Source organism: Haloflavibacter putidus (assembly GCF_006546625.1).
Taxonomy (GTDB): domain Bacteria; phylum Bacteroidota; class Bacteroidia; order Flavobacteriales; family Flavobacteriaceae; genus Mesonia; species Mesonia putida.
The window spans coordinates 1-14,296 of sequence record NZ_VIAR01000015.1 but is presented as its reverse complement, the minus strand read 5'-3'; the positions used below and the strand labels follow the sequence as shown (position 1 = coordinate 14,296).

Annotated in this window: 11 protein-coding genes; 6 read left to right on the top strand and 5 right to left on the bottom strand. The window is 36.1% G+C overall.

What is annotated here, in order from left to right:
* Positions 1–30: 30 nt before the first annotated feature.
* The 4 genes from infC to htpG all read right to left on the bottom strand — a co-directional run bounded on the left by infC (position 31) and on the right by htpG (position 5,492).
* A complete protein-coding gene (gene infC, locus FKR84_RS12215; RefSeq protein ID WP_262710724.1) occupies positions 31–582 on the bottom strand; it encodes a translation initiation factor IF-3 in 552 nt (183 codons plus the stop codon).
* 23 nt (positions 583–605) lie between these two features.
* Positions 606–2,552, bottom strand: coding sequence for a threonine--tRNA ligase (gene thrS, locus FKR84_RS12210; RefSeq protein ID WP_141422602.1), 1,947 nt, complete (start codon positions 2,550–2,552; stop codon positions 606–608).
* Between the two features lie 74 nt (positions 2,553–2,626).
* A complete protein-coding gene (locus FKR84_RS12205) occupies positions 2,627–3,427 on the bottom strand; it encodes a hypothetical protein (RefSeq protein WP_141422601.1) in 801 nt (266 codons plus the stop codon).
* Positions 3,428–3,593: 166 nt separating this feature from the next.
* Positions 3,594–5,492: a molecular chaperone HtpG gene (gene htpG, locus FKR84_RS12200; protein WP_141422600.1), complete on the bottom strand. Its 1,899-nt coding sequence runs from the start codon at positions 5,490–5,492 to the stop codon at positions 3,594–3,596.
* A 381-nt stretch (positions 5,493–5,873) separates the two neighbouring features.
* Here htpG and FKR84_RS12195 point away from each other — a divergent pair, with 381 nt between their 5' ends.
* From FKR84_RS12195 to FKR84_RS12180, 4 genes are all read left to right on the top strand, one after another.
* Positions 5,874–6,545, top strand: coding sequence for a TetR family transcriptional regulator C-terminal domain-containing protein (locus tag FKR84_RS12195; protein ID WP_141422599.1), 672 nt, complete (start codon positions 5,874–5,876; stop codon positions 6,543–6,545).
* Positions 6,546–6,548: 3 nt separating this feature from the next.
* Positions 6,549–7,859 (top strand): ABC1 kinase family protein, encoded by a 1,311-nt coding sequence (locus tag FKR84_RS12190; RefSeq protein ID WP_141422598.1) that lies wholly within the window; start codon positions 6,549–6,551, stop codon positions 7,857–7,859.
* Positions 7,860–8,031: 172 nt separating this feature from the next.
* Positions 8,032–9,042: a 3-oxoacyl-ACP synthase III family protein gene (locus FKR84_RS12185; protein WP_141422597.1), complete on the top strand. Its 1,011-nt coding sequence runs from the start codon at positions 8,032–8,034 to the stop codon at positions 9,040–9,042.
* Between the two features lie 245 nt (positions 9,043–9,287).
* Positions 9,288–9,650, top strand: a complete 363-nt coding sequence (locus FKR84_RS12180; protein ID WP_141422596.1) for a CoA-binding protein — start codon at positions 9,288–9,290, stop codon at positions 9,648–9,650.
* On the opposite strand, the gene FKR84_RS12175 is transcribed toward FKR84_RS12180, so the two are convergent.
* Positions 9,606–11,084 carry a sodium:solute symporter gene (locus FKR84_RS12175; protein ID WP_141422595.1) on the bottom strand — a complete coding sequence of 493 codons (1,479 nt, stop codon included), beginning with the start codon at positions 11,082–11,084 and terminating at the stop codon, positions 9,606–9,608. The genes FKR84_RS12180 and FKR84_RS12175 overlap by 45 nt on opposite strands.
* A 392-nt stretch (positions 11,085–11,476) precedes the next feature.
* On the opposite strand from FKR84_RS12175, the gene FKR84_RS12170 reads away from it, so the two are divergent.
* Positions 11,477–11,926 carry a hypothetical protein gene (locus FKR84_RS12170; protein WP_141422594.1) on the top strand — a complete coding sequence of 150 codons (450 nt, stop codon included), beginning with the start codon at positions 11,477–11,479 and terminating at the stop codon, positions 11,924–11,926.
* Between the two features lie 19 nt (positions 11,927–11,945).
* Positions 11,946–14,296 (top strand): PKD domain-containing protein (locus FKR84_RS12165; protein ID WP_141422593.1); only part of this gene is annotated, 2,351 nt, incomplete at its 3' end.

The following is a 14,296-nucleotide window of genomic DNA, read 5'->3' as shown; positions in this document are numbered from 1 at the left end:
TGTTTATTATTATCGCTGCTTATAATTCTTTTATTTGCTCTTTTTTGGGGCAATAAACATATTCATACGTTTACCTTCCATTTTTGGCATTTGCTCTACTTTGCCGTATTCTTCTAAATCTTGCGCTAAACGCAAAAGTAAGATTTCTCCTTTGTCTTTAAAAACAATAGATCTACCTTTAAAGAAAACGTAAGCTTTTAGTTTTGCACCTTCTTCTAAAAATTTTTGCGCGTGGTTTTTCTTAAATTCATAATCGTGGTCGTCTGTATTGGGACCAAACCGAATTTCTTTTACCACCACTTTAGAAGCTTTTTGCTTCATGGCTTTTTCGCGCTTCTTTTGTTCGTATAAAAACTTTTTATATTCCATTGCTTTTACAACAGGAGGCTTTGCATTTGGCGAAATTTCGACCAAATCTAAGCCCAATTCTTCTGCAATGGATAAAGCTTTTTGGATAGGGTATACACCCATTTCTACATTATCTCCTACTAAACGAACTTCTTTGGCACGAATTTTATCATTAATTCTATGCGGATCTTCTTTTACCTTTCTATAAGGCGCTCTGGATTTTTTTCTACGAATTGCTATGGCTATTTATTTTTAAATTAAACTTCAAATGTTTTGAGAGAAGCATTTATTTCTCGGTTTATAAGGCTTGCAAATTCTTCTATAGGCATTGCTCCCAAATCTTCTCCACCGTGTTTACGAACAGAAACCGTGCCGTCTTTTTCTTCTTGCTCTCCAACAATCAACATATAAGGGAGTTTATTCATTTCTGCCTCCCGTATTTTCTTGCCAACGGTTTCACTTCTATTATCGCTCGTACCGCGAATTTCGTGATTTTCTAATAAATTTAAAACTTTTTTTGTGTATTTTTCATATTTTTCACTCAACGAGAGCACAATAGCTTGCTCTGGCATTAACCATAATGGGAAATTCCCGCCGGTATGCTCTAATAAAATTGCTACAAAACGCTCCATACTGCCAAAAGGTGCACGGTGTATCATAACCGGTCTGTGTTCTTCGTTATCACTGCCTTTATAGGTTAAGTCAAAACGTTCCGGTAGATTATAATCTACTTGAATTGTACCCAATTGCCAACTTCTGCCCAAAGCATCTTTTACCATAAAGTCTAATTTTGGACCATAAAAAGCAGCTTCACCGGTTTCTACAACATAATTTAAACCTTTTTCTTTAGCAGCGTTGATAATTGCGTTTTCGGCCTTTTCCCAATTTTCGTCAGAACCTATGTATTTTTCTTTATTTTCTTGGTCGCGTAAAGAAACTTGCGCGGTAAAGTTTTCAAATCCTAAAGACCCGAAAACATACAACACCAAATCGATTACTTTTTTAAACTCTTCGTCCAATTGGTCTGGCGTGCAAAAAATATGCGCATCGTCTTGGGTAAAACCTCTTACTCTTGTTAAACCGTGCAACTCACCACTTTGCTCGTAACGATAAACTGTACCAAATTCTGCAAAGCGCTTGGGTAAGTCACGATAACTCCACGAAACAGCATTATAAATTTCGCAGTGGTGCGGACAGTTCATTGGTTTTAATAAAAACTCCTCGTTTTCGTTGGGTGTTTTTATAGGCTGAAAGCTGTCTTCCCCATATTTTGCGTAATGTCCCGAAGTTACATACAATTCTTTCTGGCCAATATGTGGCGAAACTACTTGTTCGTATCCGGCTTTTTGCTGTGCTTTTTTAAGAAAATTTTCTAAACGTTCGCGCAAAGCAGCTCCTTTTGGTAACCAAAGCGGTAAACCTTGTCCTACTCTTTGCGAAAAGGTAAATAGCTGTAATTCTCTTCCTAATTTGCGGTGATCGCGTTTTTTGGCTTCTTCCAATAAAGCCAAATATTCTTTAAGTTCTTTTTGCTTCGGAAAACTTATTCCGTAAACTCTTGTTAATTGCGGATTGTGTTCATCGCCACGCCAATATGCGCCGGCAACGCTCATTAACTTTACCGCTTTTATCACGCCGGTGTTTGGAATGTGGCCGCCGCGGCATAAATCTGTAAAAGTAGCATGGTCGCAAAAAGTAATATCGCCATCTTGTAGATTTTCTATCAATTCTACTTTATACGGATTGTTTTCTTCTTTATAATAAGAGAGGGCGTCTGCTTTAGAAACTTCCCGCAGTTCAAATTCGTGTTTTTGACGCGAGATTTCCAGCATTTTATCTTCTATCTTTTTAAAATCGTTGTCAGAGATTTTATGCTCCCCAAAATCTACGTCATAATAAAAACCATTTTCAATGGCTGGGCCAATGGTTAATTTTATTCCGGGATATAATTCTTGTAAAGCTTGCGCCAACACGTGGGCAGAACTGTGCCAAAATGCTTTTTTGCCTTCGTCATCTTTCCAGGTAAAAAGTATCAAATCACCATCTTGGGTAAGTTTGGTTTTGGTTTCTACGGTTTCTCCGTTAAACTTTGCAGAAAGTACATTTCTAGCCAAACCTTGACTAATGCTTTCGGCTACTTCTAAAACTGTAGTACCTTGCTCAAATTCTTTTATACTTCCGTCCGGTAAAGTGATTTTTATCATGGGTAAAATTTAAGGCACAAAGATAAGAGTATTATTTTTTTTACCAAGCTTTTAAAATGTGCAATTTACGTTCTTTATATAGCAATTTTTCTTGCGTTTTCCGGAACCTTAAAACTACTATAATTTCCGGTTAAAAATTTTAAATTTTCAATACGAGCATTACCAATTTGCTCGTCTGTTTTATTGGTGTTGGCAGACCAGGAATAAATTTTCCAGCTACTGCAAACCGGTATTTTTTTGGTAGTGTAGTAGTGCTCGTAAAACACCACAAAAGTTTGGGGTTTTACTTTAGAGGCGTTTTCTACCTTTACGGCTTTTACCAAGTTGGTTTTTTTATCGGTAAAAACACGCAGGTTTTTTATGCTGTTTTTTAAGTTCTCTTTCGGGGAAAATTCAAAGCTTGTTAAAGTATCCTCTAATAAAATTTGTTCTTTTTTATCTGTCCAATCGCCTTTATAGGTATTTATTTTCTGCGGAAGCGTAAAAAGAGAAGCCCAAAGTAAAGCTTGTTTTTCGGTTGGGGTAGGAGAATAGCTATTTGGCGTGGCAAAAGCTCCTTCTTCCGTAAAGAATATTTTATTGCCGTTTTGCTTGGTTATAAGTAACTTTTCTTGCTTGATAGCTTGTATAAATCTTGCCTCCAGCTTGGTGTCTTTTAAAGTTAAAGCAAGATTAAAACCCAAGGCATCAAACTTTAAAAATTCTTCTTGCTCGTGAGTTTGCGCAATATTTTTTATAAAAGGTCGTAATTTCTTGTTGGTTTCTTCTGTCTTTTTGGGCGCAACATTGTTAGTCTTTTCTGCCGGCTTGTCTTTGCAAGCGCTAAATAAAATTAAGGCAATTAAAAGGAAGCTAAGAGAAGTAATTTTATGCATACGTTAAATATTTCGGTAAAAATAAAAGAAGCTGTCTCAAAACTAAAAACTTATTGTTTTTTTCGGTTAAACCGAAGTAGAAAATTGGTGAGTTATAAATCCTAATTTTCTGCTGCAGTAAAAAACCGTGTCCTGAGACAGCTACTTATGTAAAATTTATCGCTTTTTATTGCGCTTGTTTGTTCTGAATTAAATCAAAACTGCGTTTTACAAAATTGGTAAGTTCTTCTCCCTTTAATAAATTTTGAGATAAACGCGCCAAGTCTAAAGCTTGTTTGATTACTTCTTCTTTTTTCTCGTCTTTTTCTAAGCTCAAGATATCACTGCTTAACGGGTGATTGGTGTTTACCGCCAAATTATACATTTCCGGCATATTGCCCATTCCCATCATACCGCCGCCGGTTTGCTGCATCTCTTTCATACGGCGCATAAACTCCGGTTGGGTAATAATAAGTGGTGCGGCATCACTATCCATCGCTTGCAATTGCACCGTATATTTTTCTTTTGGTACAACTTTTTCAAAAGCGGTTTTTAAAGCTTCTTGCTCTTCTTCAGAAAGTTTAGAAGTTTTGTCGTCGTCTTTTTTAATAAGATTGTCTATTTGATCGCTATCTACACGCACAAAAGAAAGCTTTTCGTTTTCGCTCTCTAATTTCTGAATTAAATGCGGCACGATAGGCGAGTCTAAAAGTAATACTTCATAACCTTTTGCTTTGGCGGTTTCTATATAACTGTGTTGCTCGTCTTTGTTAGAAGCGTATAAAACAATGGTTTTCCCATCTTTATCGGTTTGCGCGTCTTTTATTTTTTCTTTTAGTTCTTCTAAAGTGTAAAAATGCTCGTCTACGCTTGGATAAAGGGCAAATTTTTGAGCCTTGTTAAAGAATTTATCTTCGGTAAGCATACCGTATTCTATAACCACTTTAATATCGTTCCATTTGCTTTCAAAATCGTCGCGGTTGTTGTTGAAAAGCGATTTAAGTTTATCGGCTACTTTTCTGGTAATATAACTGGAAATCTTTTTTACCGCGCCATCTGCTTGTAAATAAGATCTTGAAACGTTTAACGGAATGTCTGGCGAGTCGATAACTCCTTTTAGCATCGTTAAAAACTCGGGAACAATACCCTCTACATTATCGGTTACAAAAACTTGGTTTTGGTAAAGCTGAATTTTGTCCCGTTGCATGGTCATATCGTTCGAAAGCTTTGGGAAATACAAAATCCCCGTCAGATTGAACGGATAATCTACATTTAAATGAATATGAAACAAAGGCTCCTCAAATTGCATTGGGTAAAGCTCGCGGTAAAAACTGTTATAGTCTTTATCTTCCAACTCTGTTGGTTGCTTTGTCCAAGCAGGGTTCGGATTGTTTATAATGTTATCTACCGTTACCTTTTTTGGTTCTTCGTCTTCTGGAGCATCTTCTGCTTTTGGTAATTCTTTTTCTTTGGTCCCAAACTTTATAGGGATAGGCATAAACTTGTTGTATTTGGTCAACAATTCGCCTATGCGATTTTCTTCTAAAAATTCTTTATCCTCTTCATTTATATGCAAGATAATTTCTGTACCGTGTTCTTTTTTCTCGGCGTCTTCTAAGGTAAACTCTGTGGTTCCTTCGCAAATCCAGTGCGCTGCTGGCGCATCTTTATACGATTTTGTAATAATCTCTACTTTGTTGGCAACCATAAAAGCCGAGTAGAAACCTAAACCAAAATGGCCAATAATGCCGCTGTCTTTGGCAGAATCTTTATACTTTTCTAAAAACTCTTCGGCACCGGAAAAAGCTACTTCGTTAATGTATTTTTCTACTTCTTCCTTGGTCATTCCAATACCTTGGTCTGTAATATGCAAGGTGTTGTTCTCTTTATTTACTTTAACTTCAATAACCGGGTTACCATATTCTACATCGGTTTCGCCAATGTTGGTAAGGTGTTTTAATTTTAAAGTTGCATCGGTAGCGTTAGAAATTAATTCGCGCAAAAAGATTTCGTGGTCGCTGTACAAAAACTTTTTAATAAGCGGAAAAATGTTTTCTACAGATACATTAATTTTTCCTGTTGCCATATCGTATTTTATTTATTTTTTAAATTTAAATTCTTCGCCTTCATCAAGTCAAAAAAAGTACCACTTATTTAAGAGTGACAAACTGGCATATTTCCGTAAAGAAAATGTACAGGTTTACTTTACGGAAGCTACTAGGGATAAATTTATATGGTTTTATTCGTTAAAAAAACTTCAGCAATTTTTTTTTCCGTAAAGCGAAAAGAAGTTTTATCCCACAACCAACGTTAACTATTTGTAATCTTTACGACAAAGCTTGCAAGCAGTAGTATAAAGGAACGATACTTGCAACTTAATTACCTAGTATTAATTTAACAAACTTTTGTTTAATAAATTATAATTAAAATTAAACAAAACAGTATCTTTGCTAAAAATCAGATTATTATGGCCAAAAAACAAAATACAACCACAAAAAAGAAAAGCATTTCTAAAACAAATTGGATAAGTAAGTATATGGACTATGTTTTGGAGCATGAAAAGCATCCTAAAACAGTTTATAAATTTACAAAAGAAAACAAAGCGAAAGAAGAAGACTTCTATAAGCATTTTGGAAGCTTTCAAGCTTTACGCGAAGAAATCTGGCATCAATTCCATCAGAAATCAATAGATCTATTAGAGAAAAGTCCGGAAACGGCCAATTTTGGAAGCCGTGAAAAATTGCTCACCTTTTATTTTACGTTTTTCGAAATGCTAAGCCTAAACCGTAGTTATGTTCTTTTTGTGTTGCAGGAAGAAAAAGACAAGTTGAAATCTTTAGCGCAATTAAAAGGTTTGCGCAAAGACATAAAAAATTTTGCCAAGACTTTAATACAAGAAGATAACGAGGAAAAGCAAACTAAAATTTTACAGAAAAATGAAAGCATATTTTCTGAAGCTACTTGGGTGCAAACCATGTTTTTATTAAAATTTTGGATGGACGACAGTTCTGCCGAATTTGAAAAGACAGATGTAGCAATAGAAAAATCTGTAAACACGGTTTTTGATGTTTTTGACAACACACCATTAGACCGAGTATTAGATTTAGGAAAATTCCTGTATAAAGAACGAATGGCATAAGATATGAAAGCGATAGACAAAATACCTACCGGAAAACTGAGTCGGACAACAGAGTTGATGAAGACCGGCGTTAAAGTTGGCGGTAATTACTTAAAATATTACAGCAAAAAAGCCTTTGACCGTGATCTGACGCGAGACGAGCTAAATGAAAGCAACGCAGAAGATATTTATGACAGCCTTAAAAACTTGCGTGGTAGCGCGTTAAAAGTAGCGCAAATGCTTTCTATGGAAAAAAGTTTGCTGCCCAACGCTTATGTAGAAAAATTTAGTTTGGCGCAATTTAGTGTGCCGCCACTTTCTGCACCATTGGTTAGAAAAACTTTTAAAAAATATAATGGCGCGTATCCCGAAGATTTGTACGATGCTTTCACGGCAGAATCTGTTAATGCTGCCAGCATTGGGCAAGTTCATCGAGCAGAAAAAGACAGTAGAAAATTGGCTGTAAAAATCCAATATCCCGGGGTGGCAGAAAGCATAAGTTCTGATTTAAAAATGGTAAAACCCGTTGCCATTAAAATGTTCAACTTGCAAGGCCAAGATTCCGAAAAGTATTTTAAAGAAGTAGAAGGAAAGCTTTTAGAAGAAACCGATTATATTTTGGAAGTAGAGCAGAGTAAACATATTTCTCTCGCTTGCGCGGAAATAGACAATCTAAAATTCCCAAAATACTACGAAGATCTTTCCAGTGAGCGCATTATTACAATGGACTGGATGGAAGGAAAGCATTTGAGCGAGTTTGTAAAAGAAGATTTTACCAAAGAAGAAGGTAATAAATTGGGGCAAGCTTTGTGGGATTTTTATATGTATCAAATGCACGAACTTAAAGAAGTGCACGCAGACCCGCATCCGGGAAACTTTTTGGTAGATGCAGAGCGTAATTTGATAGCCATAGATTTTGGGTGTATTAAAAAAGTACCAGAAGATTTTTATGTGCCGTATTTTGAGTTGGCAAAACCGGAAAACATAAACAACCCCGAATTCTTTTTGGCTAAATTGAGAGAATTAGAAATTTTACGCCCGGACGATACGCAACGGGAAATAGATTATTTCTCTAAACTGTTTTATGAGATGTTGAGTTTATTTACCAGTCCGTTTCACGAAGAAACTTTTGATTTTTCCGATGAAGCTTTTTGGAATAAAATTACCAACCTGAGCGAAAAATACAGCAAAGACACAGAGCTACGCAAAATGAATGGTAATCGTGGCAGCAAGCACTTTTTATATATAAACAGAACCTTTTTTGGACTTTATAATTTGCTACACGATTTACAAGCAGAAATAGATATTAAAAATTACGAAAAGTATATAAAATAATTATTGGTTTTTAGTTAATTAAAATTGGTAAAAAAGTCGTTTATAACTCCGGTTTAAAACGGCTTTTTTTGTTTTATAAACTTCCGTAAATATTATGTACGCATAAGAGTTTTTCCGTAAAGTAAAATAGAAATACGTATCTTTCGCACCCAATAGTTATTAAAAAAATACTATGTTATACCAATCCAAAATTGCCGGCTTAGGCCATTATGTGCCAGAAAATGTGGTAACCAACAACGATTTATCTAAAAAGATGGACACCAACGATGCGTGGATTCAAGAACGTACCGGCATACAAGAAAGAAGACATATTAAAAAAGGCGATGGCAATTCTACCGCAAAAATGGGCGTAAATGCTGCCAAGATTGCCTTAGAACGCGCCAAGATAAATAAAGACGATATAGATTTAATTGTATTTGCTACTTTAAGTCCAGACTATTATTTTCCTGGTTGTGGCGTGCAAGTACAAGAAATGTTAGACATAAAAACTTGTCCGGCTTTAGATGTGCGCAACCAGTGCAGTGGTTTTATTTATGGTTTATCTGTAGCAGACCAGTTTATAAAAACCGGAATGTATAAAAATGTATTGCTTATTGGTAGCGAAAACCATAGTGGCGGTCTAGATATGACTACGCGTGGCCGCAGTGTTTCGGTAATTTTTGGCGATGGGGCAGGAGCCGCAATTTTAACCAGATCAGACCATAACGGCCAAGGCATTTTATCTACACATTTACATTCTGAAGGGAAACACGCTTTAGAATTATCTTTAAAAGGGCCAAGTACAGAACATTGGGTGCCGGAGATTATCGCAGAAGATCCGCAAGAAGATATTCCGTATTTCCCGTATATGAACGGGCAATTTGTGTTTAAACACGCGGTAAAACGCTTTTCGGAAGTGATTATGGAAGGTTTAAACGAAAACGGAATGGAGGTAAGTGACATAGATTTGCTAATTCCGCATCAAGCTAACTTGCGTATTTCGCAGTTTATTCAGCAAAAATTTAAACTTAAAGATTCGCAGGTTTTTAATAATATTCAGAAATACGGAAATACTACCGCAGCTTCTATTCCTATAGCTTTATCGGAAGCTTGGGAACAAGGCAAAGTAAAAGAGGGCGATAAAATTGTTTTAGCTGCTTTTGGAAGCGGATTTACTTGGGGAAGCGCTATTTTAAGCTGGTAAAAAAAAGAGGTCTTGCGCTTGTGAGCCCAAGACCTTATATAGAATTTGTTAGTGTATAAATTTAAAGGCTAATTCAAATATACTAACCAACACTCACTATATAAGACGTATAAAATTTGCTTTTGTTGCATAGCTTAACAGAGTTTAACACTTTGATTATCAATAGTTAGTAAATTGCTAAAAGCCTTAACTTTTCCGTAAAGGAAAATTAAGGGCGTATCTTTGTAAAAGAAAAAGATGATACAATGGAGAAAAAAACTTTGGTTATAGGAGCTTCTTTAAAAACAAGCAGGTATTCTAATATGGCAATTAAAAAGTTGCGTAAACACAAGGTACCAACTTTGGCTTTAGGTTTACGGAAAGGAGTGGTGGAAGATGTGCTAATAGAGACAGAAAACCTGAATTTTGAGAATGTAGACACGGTTACACTTTATTTAAATCCTAAACGCCAAAAAGAATATTACGATTATATTCTTGCTTTACAACCGGAACGTGTAATTTTTAATCCGGGTACAGAAAACCCCGAATTTTACGAGAAATTACGAAAAGCAGGCATAGAAGTTTTACCGGCTTGTACCTTGGTTTTGCTTTCTACTAATCAATATTAAACCTAAATAGGTAAACAGCCCGTTTACAATAAGCAACTCGTAATTAAAATGGTAGCCGCCTAAATAACTGCTGGGTAAATTACCTAATACAAAAGTAAGTCCTACAGATATTAAAGCGACTAACCAAACCCATTGGTCTTTTATTTTCTTTTTGGTAAAAATACCAAATGCAAACAAGCCAAGAAGTGGTCCATACGTATAACTGGCAGCGGTTAATAGTAAATCTATTACGTTAGAAGTTAAAAAATACTCAAAAGCAATAATTACCAAAACCAATAAAATACTTATTAAAATATGGACGCGTTTTCGTAAACCTTTTTGCAATTGCGCTTCTTTTTTTTCAATATCTAGAAAATCAACACAAAAACTGGTAGTTAGTGAAGTTAAAGCACTGTCTGCACTAGAATAGGCAGCAGCAATTAGTCCTAAAATAAACATTATTCCGAGCCCAAAACCCAAGTTGCCATTAAGCGCAATTTCTGGAAACAATAAATCTGTTTTTGCTTCGCCGTTCATACTGGGTATTTGTATGCCTTGTTGGTTGGCGTAGACGAATAAGAGAGCGCCAAGAAATAAAAACACCAAGTTTACCGGTATAAAAACCAAACTGTAGGAAAGCACGTTTTTCTGGGCTTCTTTCAAATTGCGACAAGTAAGGTTTTTTTGCATCATATCTTGATCTAAACCTGTCATACAAATCGTGATAAACATACCGCCAAGAAAACTTTTCCAAAAGTAATTTCTGGCCAAAAAGTCGTCTAAAAAGAAGGTTTTAGTATAGGCTTTAATTTCGTTGGCTTGTATTGCCTGGCTTATGCTCCAGTCTAATTCTGTTAAAATAAAATAGATAGCTACGGCTACAGAACCAAGCATAAACAGGGTTTGCAAAGTGTCTGTCCAAACTATGGTTTTAATTCCGCCGCGAGCGGTATAAATCCATATCAATAAAATAGAAAGAATAACGGTTATAAAAAACGGCACACCCCAATCTTCAAACACAAAATACTGCAACACACTTGCTACCAAAAACAGTCTGAAAGAAGCGCCTAAAACCCGGGAAACAAAAAAGAAAAAGGCCCCGGTTTTATAACTTACTTTCCCGAAGCGTTGCTGTAAATATTGGTAAATACTGGTAACATTTAAACGATAATAAATGGGAAGTAACACGTACACAATAACCAGATAGCCAAATAGATAGCCTAAGACCACTTGCATATAACTAAATTGGGAATCTTTTACCCAACCAGGAACAGAAATAAAAGTTACCCCAGAGAGCGAGGCGCCAATCATACCAAAAGCCACTACATACCAAGGCGATTTACTTTCTGCTTTAAAAAATGCGGCATTACTGTCTGTTTTTCCGGTGTAATACGAAATAAGCAAAAGCACAATAAAATAAAGGCCTATCAATAACAAGATATGTATGGGCTGCATACGCTTAGTTTTGTGCAAACATACTGCATAAAACGCAAAAAAAATGCACAATTTATTGGCAAAATAATCTGCAATAGAAATATTGCTGTTTCCTTTACGGAATGTTTTAGGAGACTTTTAATGAAATTATAAAACTAAAGAAGTTTATTTTCTTCTTTATTGCTAGTATAATTTTTAAAATTGAGCTTACGAATACTATCTTATTTATCTTTTAAACAAATAATAGAGTGGTTAAAAAGCCTTGAAATTTGGTTTTAAACGAAACCCTCAAAAAAACTTGTGTGTAGACCGATAAAAACTGTATATTAAAGCTGTGTTAAATTAGTAAGGTCAATATTAAATTCTTTAAGATATTTTTGTTATTTTTCGCAATTCAAATAAAAAAACACCCTATGATTACCCAACTAAAACCCCTACTTATTACCGTCCTGGTGCTGTTATGCCTAAATCTAAGCGCCCAGGAGCAGGACGATTTTAAAGAACGCTATTACCAACCGGATTTTGAAAATTTAGACCAATTTGCAAAAGAAGTATATGGTCAACAGGCTAACGCTTTAGTTTTACAGAACGATTATAAACTGAAATTTTATAAAGACTTATTTACTAATCGGTTAAAAATAGTAAAGCTTGAACAGGATCCAAATATATACGAGTACTTAACCGAAGTGCCGGTTTATAATAAAGAACTTATACAGCCAAACGGTCAATTTGAACCAACTAAATTCAATCCTTTAAATTATAAATTGAATTATTTTAATAAAGACGATAAAGTTTTTTATAGAGCTTATAATACCAATTATTATATTGTTATTGAAAAGTTTAACCCAACTAAAATTCAATAGAAGAGACTTACCCTAAATTATGAAAAATTTTTACTCCCTTACTATATTATTTTGTTTGCTGCCAATTTTTTTGACAGCTCAAGATGTCTATATGAATGCAGATGACGGCCAATCTATTGGTTTATGTACAGGAACTTTTCAGGATCACGATCCAACCACCGGCTTGTACTTTTTAGATGCGCCGGAAATAGTTACTATCTGCTCAGATGATGTTAACTCAGATGTTCAGGTTGATTTTACAGATTTTATTCTTATTAGTGGTTTTACCTTAACTATTTATGATGGTGATAGTACTGCATCACCGGTTATTGGAAGCTATAGCAACCAGAACAGTCCCGGGACGGTCTTCCCATCAGGAATGAATAATTCAGGTTGTTTAACCTTCGAGTATACTTCAGATGGTAGTGCTTTCCCAGGTAATGCTTTTGGTTGGGAAGCCGAAATTTCTTGTAAAGAACCTTGTCAGGAAATAACGCCGAGTATTGTCTCTGTTTTGCCATCAGAATATGATGCAGGAACAGATACGTATACCATTTCTTTTAACCAGTCTATTCTTTTTCAGGGAGCAGGAAATTTTGAAGTAGATTCTGATGGAGCTACCTATCAGTGGGATTTTGGCAATGGAGATACTGCTACAGGCCAGAATGTTAATTATTCTTATGGCGAGACCGGCACTTTTACAATAACTCTTACAATTATTGATGCCTTTGGTTGTATTAGCGAAGTGGTTACCTCAAACGTTGAAGTAACTGGAGAGGTTGCCGGTTTATGCTCTGAAATAAGACCGTTCTGCGCGGGTAGTGGTGAACTTGTTTTTCCTAACGCGCATCCAGGTAATTCCAATCAATCTGTTGGTGAGCCTGGCGTAGATTATGGATGTTTAGGGTCAGAGCCCTATCCGGCTTGGTTTTATTTGCAAATAGAAAATGGGGGAGATTTAACCTTTACTATAGAACAAAATACACAAGCAAATTTAAACGGTACAGGATTAGATGTTGATTTTGTAGCCTGGGGGCCTTTCGATTCTATAGATAATTGCAATAATTTGAATTCTAGTACCCAAGTGCCTGGTGTAACTGGCGCTCCTAATGATGGTTGTGATTTTTCTGGTCAGGATATAGAAACCTTTGGTGTAACCAATACGCAACCAGGAGAGATATATATAATAGTAATCACCAATTATTCACAAGATGCTGGTTTTATTAGTATGCAGCAGACTGGTGGTGTAGGTAGTACAGACTGCTCTATTTTAGAACCTGTACTTGGTGATGATAGAGAGATTTGTGGTGCAGGAACAGAAACTTTAGATGCTACTACTTCTGGTGCAACAAGCTATCAATGGTCTGTGTTTAATGAAGCTACAAGTAATTATGATAATTTACCTGGAGAAACTAATCCAACTTTAGATGTTAGTACTTCTGGCATTTATCAAGTACAAATTACAGATCCCGAGGGAAGTGTTTTTGCAGATGTTATTGAAATTACTTTTTACGATGAACCGGTTTTTGAAGCAACTATCGGGCAAATAAATACTTGCAACTCCGGAGAAGGTTCTACCTATAATTTGCTTAGTAATAATAATACATTTTTGGGTAGTCAAGATCCGGATAACTTTAATGTAATTTATTATGAATCTCAGGCAGATGCTGATGCCGGCACAAGTCCGATTACAGATCCAGAAAACTATCCCTTTCCAACAAATGATTGTGTAGACTTATTTGTAAGAATAGAAAACAGTGATTTTACGAGTTGCTACATAACTGATAATTTTGAACTTTGTAATGCTGATATCAACGTCGGCACCAACTTAGAAGACTTAGAAGAATGTGACAACGATAACGATGGTTTTGCCATATTTGATTTAACGGCCAATGAAGCTTTAGCGTTAGATGGGTTAGACCCGGCAGAGTTCCAGGTAGAATATTTTGAAAGCCAAGGTGATGCAGATGCCGGCACCGATGCAATTACCACCCCAGATGCTTTTGAAAACACCACAGCAGGCGGGCAGACAATATATGTACGCGTGTCTGACACAGATGAAGGAAGCTGTAATGCCAGCGACAATAGTTTTGAAATAACTGCATTAGAAGTAGCCGAAACGAATGAAGCAGAACCCATCAACTTCTGCTATCAAGGTGGGGGAGAGACGGTAGAGCTCACCCAAAACGAAACCACGATATTGGGCAGTCAAGACCCGGCAGACTTTAGCTTTTCGTACTACGAGAGCCAGGCCGAAGCCGATGCCGGCGACCCTGCCACGGCCATCCCGGACCCAAGCGCTTACGAGCCTGCCATAGCCCAAGACTGCACAAGTATTTATGTACGAATAGAAAACACAGACAATGCCGATTGCTTTACTACGACCAGTTT

Excerpts from the sequence above, each read along its gene's own strand:
- thrS (WP_141422602.1), bottom strand. The coding sequence starts at position 2,552 with ATGATAAAAATCACTTTACCGGACGGAAGTATAAAAGAATTTGAGCAA.
- FKR84_RS12205 (WP_141422601.1), bottom strand. The coding sequence starts at position 3,427 with ATGCATAAAATTACTTCTCTTAGCTTCCTTTTAATTGCCTTAATTTTA.
- htpG (WP_141422600.1), bottom strand. The coding sequence starts at position 5,492 with ATGGCAACAGGAAAAATTAATGTATCTGTAGAAAACATTTTTCCGCTT.
- FKR84_RS12195 (WP_141422599.1), top strand. The coding sequence starts at position 5,874 with ATGGCCAAAAAACAAAATACAACCACAAAAAAGAAAAGCATTTCTAAA.
- FKR84_RS12190 (WP_141422598.1), top strand. The coding sequence starts at position 6,549 with ATGAAAGCGATAGACAAAATACCTACCGGAAAACTGAGTCGGACAACA.
- FKR84_RS12185 (WP_141422597.1), top strand. The coding sequence starts at position 8,032 with ATGTTATACCAATCCAAAATTGCCGGCTTAGGCCATTATGTGCCAGAA.
- FKR84_RS12180 (WP_141422596.1), top strand. The coding sequence starts at position 9,288 with ATGGAGAAAAAAACTTTGGTTATAGGAGCTTCTTTAAAAACAAGCAGG.
- FKR84_RS12175 (WP_141422595.1), bottom strand. The coding sequence starts at position 11,084 with ATGCAGCCCATACATATCTTGTTATTGATAGGCCTTTATTTTATTGTG.
- FKR84_RS12170 (WP_141422594.1), top strand. The coding sequence starts at position 11,477 with ATGATTACCCAACTAAAACCCCTACTTATTACCGTCCTGGTGCTGTTA.